We start from the raw sequence: 21,277 nt of genomic DNA, 5'->3' as shown, positions 1-21,277 counted from the left end.
CGGCTGGAACAACACATTGCCTATCTGAAGGGTGAAATTCGAGCGCTGGAACAGGAGATCGCACAGCAGGCAGCAGCTTTGCCTGATGATCGTGTCAAACAGCTCACGCAAGTCAAAGGAATTGGTCTGATTACTGCCGGAAAGCTGATGGCCTTGCTGCCAGAGCTGGGTCAGGTGGATACGAAGGAAATTGCCGCCTTGGTCGGTGTTGCGCCATTCAATCAGGACAGCGGCAAGCAGTCGGGCAAGCGTTCAATCTGGGGTGGGCGCTCACAAGTCAGGCGGGCGCTCTATATGGCCTGTTGGGTGGTGATCCGGCATAACAAAGACTTCAGCGAGCGTTACAACGCGCTGCGAGCGCAGGGGAAATGCGCGAAGGTAGCAGTGGTGGCGTGCATGCGGGTATTGATAGTGCGGCTGAACGCGATGCTCAAGACTGGAACGCCCTGGCAGGAACAGGTAGTTCACTCATAGGATCCAGCCTTGCTGGCGATGCCTGACAGAGTCGGGCTCGGGGCGCTACGCGCCCCATCGCTGACAAGGCCAGCTTCCACAATAAGACAGTTGCTCCCACACGGTTTGCGCAATCGCTGTGGGAGCGGGTTTACCTGCGAACTGGCCAAGACAGACCATGAAAACGTTCAGCCAGTCGCCTTGTCCCGGCGCATCTGGGTTACCAGCGTGAAGCGATCATCCGGGTGCACGGTCTCGGAAACCGCCATCAGGTCGCCGTTTTCTTCGCGGTAATGGCGGATGATCTTCAGCCCCGGAGAGCCTGCCTCAGCCTTCAGCTCACGCGCCATTTCCGCCGTCAGCAACACCGCCCGAACCTGCTGGTCGACGACTGCGATCGCCCGGCCATAGTGCTGCTCGATCAACGCTGCGATCAGCTGATCAGGATGCTCGCGGGCCAGTTCAATGACCTCGGCGTAGTCGCGCTGGGCGTAGACGTCGGTCCAGCACAGAGGCGCGGCATTGTGCTGGCGATCGACGCGGATGCTCGACACGCAAAAGTAATGCTCACCCGGCACCAGCCCCAGGCGCGCCGCTTCACTCAGGTCGGCGACGAAGTGGCGCACATCCTGGATCTCCCGTTGCTGGGTTTCTGCCAGGTGCGCAAGGTCCGCCACTGTCGCCAGCGACTGTGAATAGCCGCCCCGCGGGCTGCTGGCCTCGACCCGGGTGCCGACCCGCTTGCGGCGCGACACCAGCCCTTGGTTGAGCAACTGGTTGATCGCCGCCCGCACCGTGTGCCGGCTCACTTCATACAGATCGCACAGTTCGAATTCGGTCGGCAGCAGGCTGCCCACCGGGTAACGGCCGCTGGCGATGCCTTCCATCAAGTCCTTGGCCACCACGGCGTATCGCGTTTCGTTCATGCCTTCGGTCAGTCCCGTCAAATGCACCGGTTGACAGTGTATCAGTGCTGGGGCAAGAATTATGTACGGACATAATAAATATGTACGCTCAATAACAACATTTCAGGATCCCTGCCCATGTCCACCACCGTTTTCGATTCCACCCTGTTTCGTGACATGTTCGGCACCGCCGAGATGCGCGCCGTGTTTTCTGACCAGGCGCTGATCGAGCGCTATATCGAAGTTGAAGTGGCTCTGGCCAAGGCCGAGGCACGCTGCGGGGTAATTCCGACCGAAGTGGCCGCACAGATCGCCGAGCTGTCGCGCTACGCCTCGCTGGACCTGGCATTGATGCAGCACGAGACCGAGATCGTCGGCTACCCGATCCTGCCGTTGGTGGAACAGCTGTCCAAGCTCTGTGGCGAGGCTGGCCGCTACGTGCACTGGGGGGCAACCACCCAGGACATCATGGACACCGCCGTGGTCCTGCAGGTGCGTGCCGCGCTGGCCATCGTCGAGCGTGATGTGCAGGCTGTACGCGGCCTGCTGGCGGAGCTGGCGCTGCGTTACCGCGACACGCCGATGGCCGGCCGTACTCACCTGCAGCACGCACTGCCGATTACCTTCGGCTACAAGTGCGCGGTCTGGCTGAGCATGTTCGACCGCCACGCCGAGCGCCTGGTCGAGCTGCGCCCGCGGGTGGAAGTGGGGCAGTTCGCCGGCGCCGCCGGTACCCTGGCCTCGTTGGGCGACAAGGGCCTGGCGGTGCAGGCCGCGCTGATGGACGAACTGGGCCTGGGCGTGCCGCAGGCGACCTGGCACGTGGCCCGTGACGGCCTGGCCGAAACCCTCAACTTCCTCGGCCTGGTCACCGCCTCGCTGGGCAAGGTGGCGCTGGACATCATGATGATGATGACCAGCGAGCTGGGCGAAGCCTATGAGCCGTTCGTCAAGGGCCGTGGCGCCAGCAGCACCATGCCGCAGAAGCGCAACCCGATCTCCTGCGAGCTGATGTATGCCGCCGCCAAGGGCGTGCGCCAGCAGGCCGGGCTGATGCTTGACGCGATGATCCAGGACTTCGAGCGCTCCACCGGCCCATGGCAGGCAGAGTGGATTGCTATCCCCGAAGCCTTCGCCCTGACCGCAGCCTCCCTGGGCCAGGCGCGCTTCATGCTGGCTGGCCTGGACGTGCGCACCGAGCGCATGCGCAAGAACCTCGACATGACCCAGGGCCTGATCGTCGCCGAGGCGGTGATGATGGGCCTGGCCCCGGCGCTTGGCCGCCAGGTCGCGCACGACGTGGTCTACGCCGCCTGCCGTATGGCCAACGACCAGGGCATCAGCCTGCTCGAGGCCCTGCAGGCCCAAGGCGAGGCCACTGCGCGCCTGGACCTGGCCACCCTGGAAGCCCTGTGCGACCCGACCAACTACCTGGGCATGGCCCCGCAGATGGTCGACTTGGCGCTGGCCCGCCCGGGTGCGGTCGCTCGCTGATTGCTACCGGGGCCCGTGCTGGCAGCAGGCCCCGTCGTTTTCTACAAGAACAATGAGAATACAGCCATGTCTTCCACGCTGAAAAAACCGTTGTACAAGGACCTGACCTTCCAGGTCGTCGCGGCGATGCTGCTGGGCATCGCCTTCGGTTTCATCGCCCCCGAGCTCGCTGCCAAGTTCAAGATCCTCGGGGATATCTTTCTCAAGCTGATCAAGACCGCCGTCGCACCGCTGGTGTTCTTCACCGTGGTCCATGGCATTGCGTCGGCCGGCGACATCAAGCGCGTCGGCAAGGTCGGCTGGCGTGCGCTGGTGTACTTCGAGGTATTGTCGACCCTGGCCCTGGCCATCGGCCTGCTGTGGGGCAACCTGATCGGCATTGGCTCGGGCATGCACGGTGCCCACGCCAGCAGTGCCGCCTCGGCAGCCGCCACAGCGGCGGTCGCCAAGGGCCACGCGCCGACATCGACCATGGACTTCATCTACGCCATCTTCCCCGACAACTTCGTCGGTGCCTTCGCCGGTGGCCAGCTTCTGCAGGTGCTGGTGATCGCCGTTTTGTTCGGCTTCGCCTTGCTGGCGCTCAAGCATGAGCGCCGGCAAGTGATCGAGGACGGGCTGAACCGCGTCTCGGAATGCTTCTTCGAGTTCATCAACCTGATCATGAAGTTCGCCCCGCTGGGCGCCTTCGGTTCGGTGGCCTACGCCGTGGGCAGCAATGGCTCGGCGGTGCTGATGTCGCTGGCCAACCTGGTGCTGATGTTCTATGTCGCGGTGGCGTTTTTCCTGTTCGTGGTGCTGGGCGCGGTGTGCCGGTTGTCCGGCTTCAGCTTCTTGCGTTTCCTGGCGTACATCAAGGACGAGATTTTCATCGTGCTCGGCACCGCTTCTTCGGAAAGCGCCTTGCCACGCCTGCTGCAGAAGCTCGAGCGGTTCGGCTGCTCGAAGCAGAGCGTGGGGCTGGTGCTGCCGACCGGCTATGCCTTCAACCTCGATGGCACCTCCCTGTACATGTCGCTGAGCGTGCTGTTCATCGCCAATGCCTACGGCGTGCCGCTGGGCTGGGAGCAGCAGTTGGGCATCCTGGCGATCATGTTGGTGACCTCCAAGGGCGCGGCAGCAGTGTCGGGTGGTAGCTTCGTGGTGTTTGCGGCCACGGTTACCGCCATCGGGGTGTTGCCGGTCGAAGGCCTGGCACTGTTGTTTGGCGTATACCGCTTCATGTCCATGGCCATGGCCGCGTGCAACACCATCGGCAACAGCGTGGCGACGGTGGTAGTCGCGAAGTGGGCGGGCGAGTTCACCGAGCAGAATGCTCGCGATGAATACGCACGCGTGCTGGGGCGTGCACCTGGCGCAGTGCTTTGATGAAATACCGCGTCGGGTGTATGTGATCGTACAACTGCTTGCGCTATCATGACGGCTGTCTTTCAAGGTGAAATACAGGGCATGACAGAGCAGCAGGTACAGGCAAGGACCCGGCGCAAACCGCGCAGTCTGGCCCAGGAACTGGTCACGGTGCTGACCGAGCGCATTCGCAGCGGCCAGCTCAAGCGCGGCGACAAGCTGCCGACCGAATCGCAGATCATGGCCGAGGAGGGCGTCAGCCGCACCGTGGTGCGTGAGGCGATCTCCCGGCTGCAGGCGGCCGGGCAGGTCGAGACGCGCCATGGCATTGGCACCTTCGTGCTGGATGCCCCGGCGACCGGAGGCTTTCGCATCGACCCGGCGACCGTGGTGACCTTGCGCGAGGTGCTGGCGGTGCTGGAGCTGCGCATCGCCTTGGAAATCGAGTCGGCGGGCCTGGCGGCGCAACGGCGCAGCGACGAAGAGCTGGCCGGCATGCGCGCGGCACTGGACGAGCTCAACGAGGGTGCTGCGCATGCCACTGACGCGGTGTCGGCGGACTTCCAGTTCCACCTGCGTATTGCCCAGGCCAGCGGCAACCACTACTTTGCCGATATCATCAACCATCTGGGCACCAGCATCATTCCGCGGACCCGGCTGAATTCGGCACGGTTGGCCCATGATGACCAGGCGCATTACATGAGCCGCCTGATGCATGAGCATGAGGCGATCTACGAAGCCATTGCCCGGCGTGACAGCGAAGGCGCGAAGATGGCCATGCGCATGCACCTGAGCAACAGCCGCGAGCGCTTGCGCCAGGCCCATGAAGAGGCCGAAGCGCAGGGGGTATGAGGTTGGGCTGAGGGTGCTTGCCGTGATTGATGCGGCGGGGCATAAATCGAGCGCCGCCCGCGCGGCGCATCGCGGATAAATCCGCTCCTACATCTGTTGCAACGTGGCCATGTCTGTGAGGCTATCGTTGTCAGCCGGTTTGCAAGACTCAAGACATGCACCAAGGCAGGCGACAATGGCGTAACAGGTTCGGCACGTTGCAACAGATGTAGGAGCGGATTTATCCGCGATGCGCCGCGCGGGCGGCGCTCGCTCTCACAGGCGACGCATGCCTCGAGACAGGCAAAAAGAAGGCCCTGCAAGCAGGGCCTTTTTCGTACTCAGACCGCGCCTTCGCTCCACTGCCCATTGACCAGGCGACGCAGCCCCAGCGGGTTGCCGTCACGCAGCGCCTCCGGCAGCAGCGCCTGCGGGTAGTTCTGGTAGCACACCGGGCGAAGGAAACGGTCGATGGCCAGGGTGCCGACCGAGGTGCCGCGGGCATCGGAGGTGGCCGGGTAGGGCCCGCCGTGAACCATCGCGTCGCACACTTCCACCCCGGTCGGGTAGCCGTTGACCAGGATACGGCCGACTTTCTCTTCCAGCAGCGGCACCAGCCAGGCGTAGGCTTCGAAGTCTTCCGGCTCGCCGATCAGCGTGGCGGTCAGCTGGCCGCGCAGGCCAAGCAGGGCGTCACGCAGTTGCGCCTGGTCCTTGACCTCGACCGCCACAGTGGTCGGGCCGAACACTTCTTCCTGCAGCAGCGGGTCGGCCTCCACCAGCAGGCGGGCATCGGCCTTGAACAGCTGGGCACGGGCCTGGCTGCCTTGCTGAGCCTGGCCGGCCAGGTGCTCGATACCCGCGTGGGCGTGCAGGTGCTCCAGGCCGCCGACATAGCTGCGCAGGCCGCCGGCGTTAAGCATGGTTTGCCCGGCTTGCTGGTCCAGGTGCTGGCCGAGGTCGGCGAGCAGCTGGCTGTACTGTGCCGATTGCAGGCCGATGACCAGGCCTGGGTTGGTGCAGAACTGCCCGGCCCCCATGCACACGGAGCCGGCCAGCTCGCGGGCGATGGCCTCGCCGCGCTTGGCCAGGGCACCCGGCAGGATGATCACCGGGTTGATGCTGGACATCTCGGCGAACACCGGGATCGGCTGCGGGCGCTCGGCGGCCATGCGGCACAGGGCATCACCGCCTTTGAGCGAGCCGGTGAAGCCGACGGCCTGGATGGCCGGGTGCTTGACCAGCGGTTCGCCGACGCCAGCACCGAACACCATGTTGAACACGCCCTTGGGCATGCCGGTGCGCTCGGCGGCGCGCTGGATGGCGCAACCCACCAGATCGGCGGTGGCCATGTGGCCGCTGTGCGCCTTGAACACCACCGGGCAACCGGCGGCCAGGGCGGCGGCGGTGTCACCACCGGCGGTGGAGAAGGCCAGCGGGAAGTTGCTGGCACCGAACACGGCCACCGGGCCAACGCCGATGCGCATCTGGCGCAGATCCACGCGCGGCAGCGGCTGGCGTTCGGGCAGAGCGAGGTCGATCCGCGCACCGAGGAAATCGCCACGGCGCAGCACCTGGGCGAACAGGCGCATCTGGCCGCTGGTGCGGCCGCGCTCGCCCTGAATGCGGGCGGCAGGCAGGGCGGTCTCGCGGCTGACGATAGCGACAAAGGCGTCGTCCAGTTCGTCCAGTTCGGCAGCGATGGCGTCGAGGAACTCGGCGCGGCGGGCCGGTTTCAGGTTGCGAAATTCGACAAATGCGGCGGCGGCAGCCTTGGCTGCCTGGTCCACTTCGCCTTCAGTGGCCTGGGCGAAGCTGTAGGGCAGGGCCTCGCCGGTGGTGGCGTCCAGGCTCTGCAGGCGTTGCGGGCCAGCAGCGCTGCGCTGGCCGGCGATGAAGTTGTGACCGAGGATCTCAGGCATGGGGTGCTCCTGTAGAAGTAGCTGAAGGGTGAAGACTATTCAGGCAGGCGTGACTGGCCCTTGTGGGAGCGGGTTTACCCGCGAACACCGGCGAAGCCGGTGCCATCCACCGAGTCGCCTGCTTCGCGGGTAAACCTGCTCCCACAGGGACCGCGACACATGGGGTAGCGAGCCAGCCCGACTCATCAGGTAATCGGTGCCGGGTTGAACAGGGTGATGTCGTTGTGCAGGCGGTGCTGTTCGGCCCAGGTCTGCTTGCGGCCACTGGCCACGTCCAGGTAGTAGTGGAACAGCTCCCAGCCCAGCGCTTCGATGGTCGAGCGGCCGCTGGCGATGCGCCCGGCGTCAATGTCGATCAGGTCTGGCCAGCGTTGGGCCAGCTCGGTACGGGTGCAGACCTTGACCACCGGCGCCATGGCCAGGCCATACGGCGTGCCGCGGCCGGTGGTGAACACATGCAGGTTCATCCCAGCGGCCAGTTGCAGGGTGCCGCAGACGAAGTCGCTGGCTGGGGTTGCGCAGAAGATCAGGCCCTTGCGGTTGACCCGCTCGCCCGGGCCAAGCACGCCCTGGATGGCGGCGCTGCCGGATTTGACGATCGAGCCGAGGGACTTCTCGACGATGTTCGACAGGCCGCCTTTCTTGTTGCCCGGCGTGGTGTTGGCGCTGCGGTCTGCCGCGCCTTGTTGCAGGTAACGGTCGTACCAGTCCATTTCGCGCACCAAGGCATCGGCGACTTCCTGGTTTTCGGCGCGCGAAGTGAGCATGTAGATGGCGTCGCGTACTTCGGTCACCTCCGAGAACAGCACGGTGGCGCCGGCCCGTACCAGCAGGTCGGCGGCAAAGCCCAGTGCCGGGTTGGCGGTAATGCCAGAGAACGCGTCACTGCCGCCGCACTGCATGCCGAGGATCAGCTCGCTGGCGGGCACTGTTTCGCGGCGGCGCTGGTCGAGTTTCTTCAGTCGGGTTTCGGCCAGGCCCATGATCTGCTCGATCATCTCGCCGAAGCCGAGGCTGGCGTCCTGCAGGCGATACAACCACGGTTCGCTGAGGTCCACCGACGGGTCGTTGTCGTGCATCACCTGGCCGGCCTGGAGCTTTTCGCAGCCCAGGCTGATCACCAACGCTTCGCCGCCCAGGTTGGGGTTGCGCGCCAGGTTGCGCACGGTGCGGATCGGGATATAGGCGTCGCGGGCGTTGATCGCTACGCCGCAGCCGTAGCTGTGGGTGAGGGCGACCACGTCATCGACGTTGGGGTACTTGGGCAGCAGTTCGCTGCGGATACGCTTGACCGCGTGCTCCAGCACGCCGGTCACACATTGCACGGTGGTGGTGATGCCGAGGATGTTGCGGGTGCCGACGGTGCCGTCGGCGTTGCGGTAGCCTTCGAAAGTGAAACCGTCCAGTGCTGGCAGGGCATCCGGTACCGCGTCGCAGCGCGGCAGGCTGTCCAGCTCCGGGGCGGCAGGCATGGCCAGCTGGCTTTCCTGCACCCAGCTGCCCTGGCGCAGGTCTTCCAGCGCATAACCGATGATCTGCCCGTAGCGGCGTACCGGCTCGCCCTTGGCGATCAGCACGGTGGCCACCTTGTGGCTCTGTGGCACGCCTTCGACCAGGGTCAGGCCATCGGCGAAGCGGGCGCCTTCGCCCAGGCCGCCGTCGTTGACCACCACCACGACGTTATCGTCGTCGTGCAGGCGGACGTAGCGGGGCGAGTCGGAATGTTCGATCAACTGCATGTTTGGGCCCTACTTGTCAGGTTCTCAGGCTTTTTGTACATCCGCCCGCGCAGGCTTTGGCCGGCGCGGGCGTGTTCACTCAGTGCCGCGAGCTGGCCAGTTCGCCGTTGGCGGCTGGCTCAGGCTGTGGCTTTGGGGCATCTTCGCGCAGTTCGATACGCTTGATCGGGCCGACGATCACCAGGTAGCTGAACACCGCTACCAGGGCGTTGGCGCCCACATACACCAGGGCCCACTTGAACGAGCCGGTGGCGCTGATGATGTAACCGATGACAATCGGCGTGGTGATCGACGCGATGTTGCCGAAGGTGTTGAACAGGCCACCGGACAGCCCGGCGATCTGTTTGGGCGAGGTGTCTGCCACCACGGCCCAGCCGAGTGCACCGATGCCCTTGCCGAAAAACGCCAGGGTCATGAAACCGACCACCATCCACTCAGCGTCCACATAGTTGCAGAACACCATGGTGGTCGACAGCAACAGGCCGCAGACGATCGGCAGCTTGCGCGAGAAGGTCAGCGAGTTGCCGCGGCGCAGCAGCCAGTCCGAGATCACTCCACCGAGTACGCCACCAATGAAGCCGCACACCGCCGGCAGTGAGGCGATGAAGCCGGCCTTGAGGATGGTCATGCCACGTTCTTGCACCAGGTACACCGGGAACCAGGTGAGGAAGAAGTAGGTGATGGCGTTGATGCAGTACTGGCCCAGGTACACGCCCAGCAGCATGCGGCTGGTCAGCAGTTGCTTGATGTAGCCCCATTTCGGGCCGTCGTTGCCGCGCTTCTGGTCCATGTCGACCAGGCCGCCGTTCTGCTCGATATGTTCGAGTTCACTTTGGCTGATGCGTGGGTGCTGGCGCGGGTTGTAGATGGTCTTCAGCCACACCATGGAGAACACGATGCCCAGCGCACCCATGACCACGAATACGTGCTCCCAGCCGAAGCTGAACACGATCCAGCCCATGATCGGGGCGAACAGTGCGGTGGCGAAGTACTGCGCCGAGTTGAAGATCGCCGAGGCGGTACCGCGTTCCTGGGTCGGGAACCAGGCCGCGACGATACGGGCATTGCCCGGGAACGACGGGGCTTCGGCAAAGCCGACGAGAAAGCGCAGGGTGAACAGTGTCACCACTGCCCAGGCCACCGGCAGGCCGCCGACAAAGCCCTGCAGCAGGGTGAACAGCGACCAGGTGAAGATACTGAAGGCGTAGACATTCTTCGAACCGAAGCGGTCCAGCAGCCAGCCACCGGGGATTTGCCCGGCCACGTAAGCCCATCCGAAGGCGGAGAAAATATAACCAAGGGTGACGGCGTCAATGCCGAGGTCTTTCTGCAGGCTGGAGCCTGCGATGGCGATGGTTGCTCGGTCTGCGTAGTTGATCGTGGTCACCAGAAACAGCATGAACAGGATCAGGTAGCGCACATGCGTCTTTTTAGTCGCTTGCATGCTGGTAATACTCCCACTAGTTATTTTTGTGCGGGCTCACGAGTTGTAGCCGGAGCGGGGCGGGCCCACTCCGGATGCGGCAATGGCAGGCCGCGGGGTGCGCTTATTGCGGACCCATCTTGTCCATCAGCGCTGCGAGCATTTCGTACTCTTCTGCGGTCAGGTCGGTCAGCGGGGTGCGTACCGGGCCTGCGTCGTAACCGGCGATCTTGGCACCGGCCTTGACGATGCTCACGGCGTAGCCGGCCTTGCGGTTGCGGATGTCCAGATACGGCAGGAAGAAATCGTCGATCAGCTTGGCCACGGTGGCGTGATCGTCACGGGCGATAGCGTGATAGAAGTCCATCGCGGTCTTCGGAATGAAGTTGAACACCGCCGACGAGTAGACCGGTACACCCAGCGCCTTGTAAGCCGCAGCATACACCTCGGCGGTCGGCAGGCCACCCAGGTAGCTGAAACGGTCGCCCAGGCGGCGACGGATCGACACCATCAGCTCGATGTCACCCAGGCCGTCCTTGTAACCGATCAGGTTCGGGCAGCGCTCGGCCAGTTGCTCCAGCAGGTTGGCGTTCAGGCGGGAGACGTTGCGGTTGTACACCACCACACCGATGTTGACCGATTTGCACACCGCTTCGACGTGGGCGGCGACGCCGTCCTGGCTGGCTTCGGTGAGGTAGTGCGGCAGCAGCAGCAGGCCTTTGGCCCCCAGGCGCTCGGCTTCTTGCGCGTATTCGATGGCCTGGCGGGTAGAGCCACCGACGCCGGCGAGGATAGGCACCGACTTGGCGCAGGTGTCGACCGCGGTCTTGATCACCTGGCTGTACTCGCTGGCGGCCAGGGAGAAGAACTCACCGGTGCCGCCGGCGGCGAACAGGGCGCTGGCGCCGTACGGGGCCAGCCACTCCAGGCGCTTGATGTAGCCAGCCTGGTTGAAGTCGCCCTGGGCATTGAAATCGGTGACCGGGAAAGACAGCAGGCCGTGGGAGAGGATGGATTTCAGTTCTTGTGGATTCATTGTTGTTGGCATCCTGTGGCGCTTGGGGTGAAGGTGTTGTTCTGCGTTGGAGGTAAGTTATCGTACAACCTGCACGATGACTAGTCCCTTTTGCAGAATTTTTTGCGGGGATGCCATGGGGTACGGCTCGGGATGTGTGTGGGTGCGCCTATCGAGCGCCGCCCGCGCGGCGCATCGCGGATGAATCCGCTCCTACATCTGTTTCGGGCCAATCACTCCTGTGGGGGCACCGCTGTCCGCCCTGTATGCAGGGCTTAAGACATGCGCCAAGGCAGACGACCATGGCGTAACAGGTTCGGCACGTTGCAACAAATGTAGGAGCGGATTCATCCGCGATGCGCCGCGCGGGCGGTGCTACATCTGTTTCGGGCCAATCACTCCTGTAGGGGCACCGCTGTCCGCCCTGTATGCAGGGCTTAAGACAGGCGCCAAGGCAGGCGACCATGGCGTAACAGGTTCGGCACGTTGCAACAAATGTAGGAGCGGATTCATCCGCGATGCGCCGCGCGGGCGGCGCTACATCTGTTTCGGGCCAATCACTCCTGTGGGGACACCGCTGTCCGCCCTGTATGCAGGGCTTAAGACAGGCGCCAAGGCAGACGACCATGGCGTAACAGGTTCTGCACGTTGCAACAAATGTAGGAGCGGATTCATCCGCGATGCGCCGCGCGGGCGGCGCTCGATCTCCCAGGCGCAGAAGATCTTACGACAACCACAGGGCAGTCATCGTATCTCTTGCGGGGGAATGAAAAAACGATCGCGGAGACAGGCACACGCCCGCCGCCCGCTTCCACGGGAAGTGTTCTGGGACCAGCAGAGGGTGACCGGGGAAGCGGGGGCGACCTTGCGCCGCCCCGCGATCAAAGCTAACGAAGCTGAAACCGGCTATCAGGCGGCCTGTTGGCGCTTGATCTGGCTTTTGCGCACCTGTGCGCGGCAGGCATCGCCGAAGGCCTGGAAGATCTTGATCGAATCAGGGTTCTTCGCCGCTTGCCATTCCGGGTGCCACTGCACGGCAAACAGGAACGGCGAGATGCTCGGGGCGTGGATCGCCTCGACCAGGCCGTCTTCGGCGTGGGCGATCGGCTCGATGCCGGCGCCCAGGTTGCGCAGGCCCTGGCCGTGCAGCGAGTTCACGCGGATCTCGTCGGTGCCCAGGGTTTCACGCAGCCAGCTGCCCGGCTTGATCTTCACACCATGCACCTGGGCGTACTGCACATCGACCGGATCTTCCGGGTTTTCCCGGTGGTCGTTGAAGCCAGGTTCGGCGTAGACCTTCTGGTAGATGTCGCCGCCCAGGGCAACGTTGATTTCCTGCATGCCGCGGCAGATGCCGAAGATTGGCAGGCCGCGCTTGAGCGCTGCCTTGACCAGCGGGATGTCGAACAGGTCGCGGTTGACGTCCTGGCCTTTGCCCGGGGTCTGGTTTTCCTGGCCGTACAGGCTTGGCTCGATGTTGCTGCCTGCACCGGTCAGGTATACGCCGTCGGCCATGTCCAGATAGGTCTCGAGGTCTTCGATGCCACAGCAGGTAGGCACCAGTACCGGGACGCAATCGGCGAAGTCGACCAGCGGGGTGATGTATTTGTGGGTCATGACCTGATAGTCATGGCCTTTGCGCTCTTGGCTGCCCATGGTCATCAGGACGACGGGTTTGCGCAGGGAGGGTTGCTTGTTGCCAATGTTGCTGTTGGACATATGTCACCTTATGACAGGGCTCTGCCTGTCGTTGTTGTGCAGGTGCACGGCTCTTGGCCTTGATGTGCTACCTGAAGTCCCGAGCACTGCCGGTTCGTCAGTGGACGATTCCGGTCGGGGCTTGTAGATAGCTTGCCAGAGCCGTTCGATATGTCAAACGAGCAAAAAGCGGTAAAGGCGCCGAAATACGGGGGCTGAACCCTTGCGGGCCTGAGCCGGCAAGGGTTTGGCAGGGGGTAAGGTCAATAATATTTAACGACGCAGTTGGATCATTGCAGCGCTGCAATGATCGGCGGCTCAGTGGAGTATCTGCGCCAGGAAGGCCTTGGCTCGCGCGGTGCGCGGCTGGCTGAAGAATACCTCGGGCGGGCTGTCTTCGATGATCTGCCCGCCCTCGAGGAACAGCACCCGTTCCGCCACCTGGCGGGCAAAGCCCATTTCATGGGTGACGCAGAGCATGGTCATGCCGGTGCCAGCCAGTTGCACCAGCACGTCCAGCACCTCGGCGACCATCTCTGGGTCGAGCGCCGAGGTCGGCTCATCGAACAGCATGATGCGCGGCTTCATGCACAGTGCCCGGGCAATCGCCACGCGCTGCTGCTGGCCGCCGGACAACTGGCTGGGGTACTTGTGCGCCTGGCTCTCGATGCCGACCTTGTTCAGGTACATGCGCGCCCGTTCTTCGGCGTCCTTGCGCGACAGGCCGCGCACACTGGTGGGCGCCAGCAGGCAGTTGTCGAGCACAGTCATGTGCGGGAACAGGTTGAAGTGCTGGAACACCATGCCGATCTCGCTGCGTACCTGGGCCGCCTGGCGCGTATTGGCGGCCAGGTCGGTGCCGGCGACCTGGATGCTGCCTTGCTGGGCGATCTCCAAGCGGTTGATGCAACGGATCAGCGTCGATTTGCCCGAGCCGGACGGGCCACACAACACAATGCGCTCGCCTTCGCGCACCTGCAGGTCGATGTCGCGCAGCACATGGAAGGCGCCATAGTGCTTGTTCAGGCCCTCGATGCGGATCAGCTCCGGGCGTGGGTCGGGTTCGGGGGCAAGGCTGGCAACGCTCATGGGGGCGGTCATGTTGTTGTTCTCCCGCTGGGTGTCAGTCGAAACGTGCCGCGCTGTAGGGCGCAGGGTCGGTGAAGGGGCGTTCGCCGGTAAGCAGCTCGGCCACCAGGCGGCCGCTGACCGGTCCGAGGGTGAGGCCGTGGTGGGCGTGGCCGAAGTTGAACCACAGGCCTTTGTGCCGGGGCGCCGGGCCGATCACCGGGCGCATGTCGGGCAGGCACGGCCGGCGGCCGAGCCAAGGTTTGTCATCGAGGCGCTCGCCAAGGGCCGGGAACAGCTTGCGGGCCAGGGCCTCGCAGCGCCTGAGCTGGATTTCGTTGCCCGGCGCGTCGCTGGCGGCGAACTCGATACCGGTGGTCAGGCGCACGCCGCGGGCCATGGGGGCCAGTACATAGCCGCCCTGGGTGTCGCAGATCGAATGCTGCAGCTGCGCGCCGTCGCGGGTGGCGTAGTGCATGTGGTAACCGCGCTTGATGCCCAGCGGAATGCGGTAGCCCAGGCGCTCGTAGAGCTCGCCCGACTGCGGGCCCAGGCAGGCCACCACCTCGTCGGCGGTAATCGGCCCGCGCTGGCTGTCGACCTGCCACTGGCTGCCCGCCTGGCGCAGGCTGCGCGCATCGCCATGCAGGAACTGCCCGCCACGCTGCACGAACAGGGCGGCATAGCCACGGGTAAGGGCGCCCGGGTTGTTGACGGTCTTCGGGTCGAGCCAGTGGATGCCGCCGACCACGGCACTGTCGAGCTGATGCTCGCGGGCCTGCAGTTGGCCGCGTTCGAGGATTTCGTATTGCAGGCCATAACGGGCCAGGCCCTTGAGCTCGGCCTTGGCCTGTTCGAACAGCGCCGGGTCGCGATACACCTCGATCCAGCCTTTGGCCTGGATCAGCCCTTCAAGGCCGGCCGCCTGGATCAGCGCGTCGTGTTCCTCGACGCTTCGCTGCACCAGCGGCAGCATGTCGGCCGCTGCCCCGGCCAGGCGCCCGGGCGCCGACTGTCGCCAATAGCGCAGCAGCCATGGAGCCGCCTTGGGCAGGTGCAGCAGGCTGTAGCGCACATCTGGCTGGCGGTTCAGGCCATAGCGCAGCAAGGCGCCAAACTGCCGGGGGAAGGCATAGGGGATCACGCTGGAGCGCTCGATCAGCCCGGCGTTGCCATGGCTGGTGCCGCTACCGGGGTCGTCACGGTCGATCAGGATCACCTGGCGCCCGCGAGCCTGCAGGTGCAATGCGGTGCTGACGCCGACGATGCCGGCGCCAAGAACAAGGGTCTGGCAATGCATGGATGTATCCTTCGTTCAGTTCAGGTGGCGGCCCAGGCGGGCTTCCAGGTGTTTGAGCAAGCGCCGTACCAGTTCGACGATCAGCAGGTAGAGCACCGCGGCCCACAGGTAGATCTGGAAGTCGAAACTGCGCGAGAACGCCAGTTTGGTCACGCCCATCAGGTCATAGATGGTCACCAGGGACGCGATGGCGCTGGCCTTGATCATCAGGATCAGCTCGTTGCCCAGCGGGCCGATGGCCACCAGCAACGATTGCGGCAAGATCACCTTGAAGAAGGTGGTCGAGCGTTTGAGGTTCAGCGCGCGTGCCGCTTCGTACTGGCCCGGCGCGACGGCCATCAGGCTGCCGCGGAAGATCTCGGCCTGGTAGGCGGCGGTGTTCAGGGTGAACGCCAGCAAGGTGCAGAACCAGGCTTCCCGGAAGAACCACCAGAGGCCCACGTCCTGCCAGAAGCCCTTGAGCGAACCCAGGCCGTAATACAGCAAGAACAGCTGTGCCAGCAGTGGCGAGCCGCGGAAGAAGTAGATGTAGCCAGCCGCCATGCGCTGCAGCAGCTGGTGGCGCGACAGGCGCGCCAGGGCCAGCAGCAGGCCGAACACGGCGCCCAGGCTGAAGGAGATCGCCACCAGCTTGGCAGTCACCAGCAGGCCATCGACGAAGCGCGGGCCGTAGCGGTCCAGCAGGTCCGGGTCCAGCACCAGGCCCAGCAGTTGTTCGGCACTCATGCGCGTGCTCCTTGCAGGTGGCGGTTGCTGCGGCGTTCGATATAGGCGAACACCCGTCCCGAGGCGGCCGAAAACAGCAGGTAACCCAGGCAGGCGACGCCATAGAAGAACATCGGCTCCTTGGTCACGCTGACCGCCAGGTTGGTCTGGCGCATCAGGTCGACCAGCGAGATGGTCGACACCAGCGAGGTGTCCTTGAGCAGAGACAGCCAGTTGTTCGACAGCCCCGGCAGGGCGATGCGGGTCAGTTGCGGCAGCACCACCTTGAAGAACCCGGTGCGCTTGCTCAGGCCCAGGGCCGAGCAGGCCTCCAGTTGCCCTTTGGGCAGGGTCTTGAACGCAGCCAGCCAGATTTCGCTGGAGAACGCCGCGAAGACCAGGCTGAAGGCGATCATCGCGGCCAGGAAGGTATTGATCAGGAACTCGCCTTCATAACCCATCGCCGCCAGCAGCTTTTGCGCGGCGATCTGGCAGCCGTAATAGATGATCAGCAAGGTCAGCAGCTCGGGCAGGCCGCGGAACACGGTGGAGAACGTGGTAGCCCAGGCGCGCGCAAAGCGCTTGCGCGAGCGCGCCGCCAGGGCGACCGCCAGGCCCAGTGGCAGGCCGATGGGCAGGCAGGCCAGGGCCAGGGAAACGGTAACCAGCGCGCCGGCCAGCAACGCCTGGCCCCAGCCTCCGCTGGCGAAGGACAGCAAGGACAATTGATCGAGCATGACGAACCCCTTGGATGGGCTGCGCGACTTCTGTGTAGGAGCGGCCTTGTGTCGCGAAAGGGCCGCAGAGCGGCCCCAGCAATCTGTGCGGTTGCATAATTCCTGGGGCCGCTACGCAGCCCTTTCGCGACACAAGGCCGCTCCTACAGCGATAGCGCAGTTTTCCGAAGATCAGTTGTAGATATCGAAGGCAAAGTACTTGCTGGCAATCTTCTGGTAGGTGCCGTTGGCGACGATCGCGGCCAGTGCGCTGTTCAGCCGCTGGCGCAGGGCGTCGTCGTCCTTGCGCACGGCAATGGCGGCGTCGGCCTTGGTGTCGGCAACATCGCCGAGGATCTTGCAGCAGTCACCGCCGTTCTTGTTCATCCACTCGTGCAGCGGGAACTTGTCGGCGATCACGCCGTCCAGGCGGCCGGCGGCGAGGTCGGCGTTAGCCTCGTCCATGGTCGGGTACAGTTTCACGTCGGCGCCGGCCTTGGCGTACACGTCTTCGGCATAGATGGCTTGGGTCGAAGACGACTGGGCGCCGACGGTATAGCCGTCGAAGCGGGTCTGGGCGTCGCTGATCTTGCTGTCCTTGGCCACGGCGACGGTCAGTGGGGTGCGGTAGTAGTGGTCGGTGAAGGCGATCTTCTTGCGCCGTTCCTCGGTGTCGATCATCGACGCCACCACGGCATCGTACTTGCGCGCCATCAGGGCCGGGATGATGCCTTCCCAGTCCTGGGCGACCAGGGTGCATTCGACCTTCATCTGTTCGCACAGGGCGTGGGTGATGTCGATGTCGAAGCCGTGCAGCTGGTTATCGGCATCGACATAGTTGAAGGGCGGGTAGGCACCTTCGGTGGCGAAGCGCAGGGTTTCGGCACTGGCGTTGCCTGCCAGCAGCAAAGCGCACGCACCCAGCATGGCCATGGTCTTGTTCATCTCGCACCTCTTGCACTCTTGCTATTGTTGTTTGCCCGCGGGCCACGAGGTGTAGCCGACGAACTCGTTATGTAGAGCGGCAGTCGCTTCCAAGCGTTTTTCAACATCAGGCCCGAGCTTCTTGCAGACCTCGTTGACCATCAGGTGCACCCACGACAGCATGGTCGCGGTGGATTCCCAGAACAGATTGAATTCGGTGGGGATGCGGAACACTTCGTCGGCATGGGCATCAGCCCAGTCGCAGAAGGTGTCGGTCACCAGCGTGACCGGGATGCCGGCGGCACGTGCCTTCTGGCACAGCTGCAGGGCATGGCGTGAATAGCGGCGGGCTTCGAACACCACCAGGGTGGCGTCCTCGCTGCGCCCGAGCAGCACGTCGCCGAAGTGCCCGGCGCTGCCATCGACCAGCAGTACGCCGTCGCGCAGGTATTGCAGCAGGTGGCTCATGCACATGGCGATGCCGCGCTCGGTCTGGAAGCCGGCGATGCACACCCGCGGCTTTTCCGCCAGGCGTTTTGCCACGGCGTGCCAGGCGCCGCTTTGGCGGTATTCGTGGACACGTACCAGGGCGGCCATTTCCAGCTCCAGGCTGCCGGCGTTGTCGCTGACGTCCTCGTTCTGGCGATATTCTTGCAGGCGATCACCCACCAGCCATGGCCCATCGCCGAGGTCGCTCTGCAGGTCTTGCTTGAGCGCCTTGAGATGGGCATAACCGAGGGAGCGGCAGAAGCGACCGACGCTGGATTCGCTTACACCCAGCTTGGCAGCAATGCTGGCCGAGGTCTGGAACGGCAGTTCGTGCAGGTTGGCGAGCATGTAGCTGGCGATCTTGCGGCCTGAGGCGGCGGCCCCGGGCAGGCTGTTTTCCAGGCGTTGCTTGATCGGTTGGCTCATGCTGCTGCTCCAGGCGAGGCGTGGAATAGAAAATGGCTGTTTTCTGTCATGGCGTCAACAATTGACAGATAGCTGTCACTTATCGGAAAGTTTTTGTCGTTGCACACGCTGTTGCCATTCCAATTCCAAGAAAGGAGCTACAGATGTCCGCACCTTCCACCAGCCCGCTCGTGCGCGTGCCCTTCATTGCATTGCAGGAGCTGTTGCAAGCGATCTTTCAGCGCCACGGCTGCAGCGAAGCGGTGGCCACCGTGCTTGCCCACAATTGCACCAGTGCCCAGCGCGATGGCGCCCACAGCCACGGCGTGTTTCGTATTCCCGGTTATGTTTCGACCTTGGCCAGTGGCTGGGTCGACGGGCGTGCCACGCCACAGGTGACCGATGTGGCGCCAGGCTACGTGCGCGTGGATGCCGCCGGTGGCTTCGCCCAGCCCGCCCTGGCAGCGGCGCGTGGGCTGCTGGTGGAAAAGGCCCGCAGCGCCGGCATCGCCGTGCTGGCGATCCACAACTCGCACCATTTCGCTGCGCTGTGGCCCGATGTCGAGCCGTTTGCTGATGAAGGCCTGGTCGCGCTGAGCGTGGTCAACAGCATGACCTGCGTGGTACCGCACGGTGCGCGCAAACCGTTGTTCGGCACCAACCCCATCGCCTTCGCCGCGCCGTGCGCGGGGCATGATCCGATCGTTTTCGACATGGCCACCAGCGCCATGGCCCACGGCGACGTGCAGATCGCCGCGCGTGCCGGGCAGCTATTGCCCGAAGGCATGGGCGTGGATGCCCAAGGCCTGCCGACCACCGACCCCAAGGCCATTCTCGAGGGCGGTGCATTGTTGCCCTTCGGCGGGCACAAGGGCTCGGCGCTGTCGATGATGGTCGAGTTGCTGGCGGCGGCGCTGACCGGCGGGCATTTCTCTTGGGAGTTCGACTGGTCGGGGCACCCGGGGGCGAAGACGCCGTGGACCGGGCAATTGATCATCGTCATTGACCCGAGCAAGGCCGAGGGTGAGCGGTTTGCCCAGCGCAGCCGCGAGCTGGTCGAGCATATGCAAGCCGCGGGGTTATCGCGGATGCCGGGCGAGCGGCGCTACCGCGAGCGGGAGCAGGCCGAGCGAGAAGGGGTGGCGGTGACCGAACAAGAGTTGCAAGGCCTGAAGGAATTGCTCGGTTGAACCGGCCCTTTCGCGGGGTAAACCCGCTTCCACAGCTGCAGCGCAGGGCTCAAGGTGGGTGCGTCCCTGTGGGAGCGGGTTTACCCGCGAAGAATCCAGTGCAAATCTTCCCTGTGCAAAGTTGCATAGACAACCTTGCACTTATGTGATGTTCCTTGGGCCCGACTCCGGGTATCCTCAGGGCAGTCTTTCCGAACTGTCCTGATCCAAGGAGCTGCACGCTGTGTTCAAACATGTCGATGCCTATGCCGGCGACCCGATCCTCTCGTTGATGGAAACCTACAAGGCCGACCCGCGCGCCGACAAGGTCAACCTGAGTATCGGCCTGTATTACGATGAGGCCGGTGTGGTGCCGCAGCTGGCGGCGGTCGATGCGGTCGAGAAGCGCATCGCCGGTGTTGACCACGAAGCCTCGCTGTACCTGCCGATGGAAGGCCTGGCCAGCTACCGCCAGGCGATCCAGGCGCTGCTGTTCGGTGCCGACCACCCGGCCGTGACCGGCAAGCGTGTGGCCACCGTGCAGACCGTTGGCGGTTCCGGCGCACTGAAAGTCGGTGCCGACTTCCTCAAGCGCTACTTCCCGCAGTCGGAAGTCTGGGTCAGCAACCCGACCTGGGACAACCACCGCGCCATTTTCGAAGGTGCCGGGTTCAAGGTGCACACCTACCCGTACTTCGACCAGGCCAGCCGTGGCGTCGACTTCGATGGCATGCTGCAGGCCCTGCAGGGTCTGCCGGCCAACAGCATCGTGCTGCTGCACCCGTGCTGCCACAACCCCACCGGCGCCGACCTCGAGCAGGGCCAGTGGCAACAAGTGGTGGAAGTGGTCAAGGCGCGTCAGCTGATCCCGTTCCTCGACATCGCCTACCAAGGCTTCGGTGAAGGCCTGGTGGAAGACGCCTACGCCATCCGCGAAATGGCCCGTGCCGGCGTGCCGTGCCTGGTCAGCAACTCGTTCTCCAAGATCTTCTCGCTGTACGGCGAGCGGGTAGGGGGCTTGTCGGTGGTCTGCGACGACGAAGCCACCACCCAAAGCGTGCTCGGCCAGCTCAAGGCCACCGTGCGTCGCAACTACTCCAGCCCGCCCAACTTCGGTGCCCAGCTGGTAGCTGGCGTGCTCGGCGATGCCGAACTCAACGCCCAGTGGGCGGCTGAAGTGGAAGTGATGCGCAAGCGTATCCTCGACATGCGCCAGGCGCTGGTCGATGCCCTGGCGGTATTGCTGCCAGGCCAGGACTTCCAGTTCTTCCTGCGCCAGCGCGGCATGTTCAGCTACACCGGCTTCAGCGTCGAGCAGGTGCGTCGCCTGCGTGACGAGTTCGGCGTGTACCTGATCGACAGCGGCCGGGTGTGCATGTCCGGGCTGCGTCCGGCCAACCTGCAACGGGTTGCCGAAGCCTTCGCCGCCGTTCAGAAGTAATTCTCGGGCCTGCGCGGCCCTTGTGGCAGCGGCCTTTTGTCGCGAAAGGCCCCGGATTTGTGCAACGCCACAAACTGCCGGGGCCGCTTTGCAGCCCTTTCGCGCCACAAGGCCGCACCTACAAACAACCCCTCTGTAAAACGCACTTGTAAAGACAAGTGCAACCGCTCCTCGGAAAAGGGCTTCGCAAGTGCAACCTTTCCGTGCACAATCGCGCCCCTCTATATCCGGTT

Annotated in this window: 18 protein-coding genes; 6 read left to right on the top strand and 12 right to left on the bottom strand. The window is 64.2% G+C overall.

Translation table 11 applies throughout. The features are described 5' to 3' along the window. Positions 1 to 474, top strand: a 474-nt coding sequence (locus H040_RS24600; RefSeq protein WP_146746760.1) for a transposase, incomplete at its 5' end; no start/stop codon positions are given. Positions 475 to 641: 167 nt separating this feature from the next. Here H040_RS24600 and H040_RS24595 read toward each other — a convergent pair. Beyond that, entirely contained in the window at positions 642 to 1,379 is a 738-nt protein-coding gene (locus tag H040_RS24595) for a GntR family transcriptional regulator (protein ID WP_027919056.1), read from the bottom strand. Positions 1,380 to 1,496: 117 nt separating this feature from the next. On the opposite strand from H040_RS24595, the gene H040_RS24590 reads away from it, so the two are divergent. From H040_RS24590 to H040_RS24580, 3 genes are all read left to right on the top strand, one after another. Continuing rightward, on the top strand, positions 1,497 to 2,852 hold the full coding sequence (locus H040_RS24590) for a class-II fumarase/aspartase family protein (protein ID WP_027919055.1): 1,356 nt from the start codon (positions 1,497 to 1,499) through the stop codon (positions 2,850 to 2,852). Positions 2,853 to 2,918: 66 nt separating this feature from the next. Then, a complete protein-coding gene (locus H040_RS24585) occupies positions 2,919 to 4,220 on the top strand; it encodes a cation:dicarboxylate symporter family transporter (protein WP_027919054.1) in 1,302 nt (433 codons plus the stop codon). A gap of 81 nt (positions 4,221 to 4,301) precedes the next feature. Beyond that, on the top strand, positions 4,302 to 5,051 hold the full coding sequence (locus H040_RS24580) for a FadR/GntR family transcriptional regulator (protein ID WP_027919053.1): 750 nt from the start codon (positions 4,302 to 4,304) through the stop codon (positions 5,049 to 5,051). A 320-nt stretch (positions 5,052 to 5,371) separates the two neighbouring features. Here the strand turns inward: H040_RS24580 and H040_RS24575 are convergent, their stop codons facing one another. The 11 genes from H040_RS24575 to H040_RS24520 form a co-directional block, all read right to left on the bottom strand. Further along, positions 5,372 to 6,952 carry an aldehyde dehydrogenase (NADP(+)) gene (locus H040_RS24575; protein WP_027919052.1) on the bottom strand — a complete coding sequence of 527 codons (1,581 nt, stop codon included), beginning with the start codon at positions 6,950 to 6,952 and terminating at the stop codon, positions 5,372 to 5,374. Positions 6,953 to 7,137: 185 nt separating this feature from the next. Beyond that, on the bottom strand, positions 7,138 to 8,691 hold the full coding sequence (garD, locus tag H040_RS24565; protein ID WP_027919051.1) for a galactarate dehydratase: 1,554 nt from the start codon (positions 8,689 to 8,691) through the stop codon (positions 7,138 to 7,140). 79 nt (positions 8,692 to 8,770) lie between these two features. Further along, positions 8,771 to 10,135: an MFS transporter gene (locus H040_RS24560; RefSeq protein WP_027919050.1), complete on the bottom strand. Its 1,365-nt coding sequence runs from the start codon at positions 10,133 to 10,135 to the stop codon at positions 8,771 to 8,773. Positions 10,136 to 10,238: 103 nt separating this feature from the next. Then, on the bottom strand, positions 10,239 to 11,150 hold the full coding sequence (gene kdgD / locus H040_RS24555) for a 5-dehydro-4-deoxyglucarate dehydratase (protein WP_027919049.1): 912 nt from the start codon (positions 11,148 to 11,150) through the stop codon (positions 10,239 to 10,241). A gap of 888 nt (positions 11,151 to 12,038) precedes the next feature. Further along, on the bottom strand, positions 12,039 to 12,848 hold the full coding sequence (locus tag H040_RS24550; protein WP_027919048.1) for a gamma-glutamyl-gamma-aminobutyrate hydrolase family protein: 810 nt from the start codon (positions 12,846 to 12,848) through the stop codon (positions 12,039 to 12,041). 297 nt (positions 12,849 to 13,145) lie between these two features. Continuing rightward, entirely contained in the window at positions 13,146 to 13,928 is a 783-nt protein-coding gene (locus tag H040_RS24545; protein ID WP_027919047.1) for an amino acid ABC transporter ATP-binding protein, read from the bottom strand. 22 nt (positions 13,929 to 13,950) lie between these two features. Then, the gene (locus H040_RS24540; protein ID WP_027919046.1) at positions 13,951 to 15,195 is read right to left on the bottom strand and encodes an NAD(P)/FAD-dependent oxidoreductase; all 1,245 of its coding nucleotides are present in this window, start codon (positions 15,193 to 15,195) and stop codon (positions 13,951 to 13,953) included. Between the two features lie 15 nt (positions 15,196 to 15,210). Beyond that, entirely contained in the window at positions 15,211 to 15,921 is a 711-nt protein-coding gene (locus tag H040_RS24535; protein ID WP_027919045.1) for an ABC transporter permease, read from the bottom strand. Beyond that, on the bottom strand, positions 15,918 to 16,637 hold the full coding sequence (locus tag H040_RS24530; protein WP_027919044.1) for an ABC transporter permease: 720 nt from the start codon (positions 16,635 to 16,637) through the stop codon (positions 15,918 to 15,920). The genes H040_RS24535 and H040_RS24530 overlap by 4 nt, the downstream gene beginning before the upstream one ends. 171 nt (positions 16,638 to 16,808) lie before the next feature. Next, the gene (locus H040_RS24525; RefSeq protein ID WP_027919043.1) at positions 16,809 to 17,561 is read right to left on the bottom strand and encodes a transporter substrate-binding domain-containing protein; all 753 of its coding nucleotides are present in this window, start codon (positions 17,559 to 17,561) and stop codon (positions 16,809 to 16,811) included. Between the two features lie 21 nt (positions 17,562 to 17,582). Then, positions 17,583 to 18,455, bottom strand: coding sequence for a MurR/RpiR family transcriptional regulator (locus H040_RS24520; RefSeq protein WP_027919042.1), 873 nt, complete (start codon positions 18,453 to 18,455; stop codon positions 17,583 to 17,585). Positions 18,456 to 18,598: 143 nt separating this feature from the next. Between H040_RS24520 and H040_RS24515 the strand changes: the two genes are divergently transcribed. Together H040_RS24515 and H040_RS24510 are read left to right on the top strand one after the other, a co-directional pair. Next, positions 18,599 to 19,624 (top strand): Ldh family oxidoreductase, encoded by a 1,026-nt coding sequence (locus tag H040_RS24515; protein WP_027919041.1) that lies wholly within the window; start codon positions 18,599 to 18,601, stop codon positions 19,622 to 19,624. Positions 19,625 to 19,847: 223 nt separating this feature from the next. Next, the gene (locus tag H040_RS24510) at positions 19,848 to 21,044 is read left to right on the top strand and encodes an amino acid aminotransferase (RefSeq protein WP_027919040.1); all 1,197 of its coding nucleotides are present in this window, start codon (positions 19,848 to 19,850) and stop codon (positions 21,042 to 21,044) included. Positions 21,045 to 21,277: the final 233 nt, after the last annotated feature.

This window comes from Pseudomonas sp. URMO17WK12:I7 (assembly GCF_003269045.1).
Lineage (GTDB): Bacteria > Pseudomonadota > Gammaproteobacteria > Pseudomonadales > Pseudomonadaceae > Aquipseudomonas > Aquipseudomonas putida_J.
This window is presented reverse-complemented; position numbering and strand designations above follow the sequence as displayed.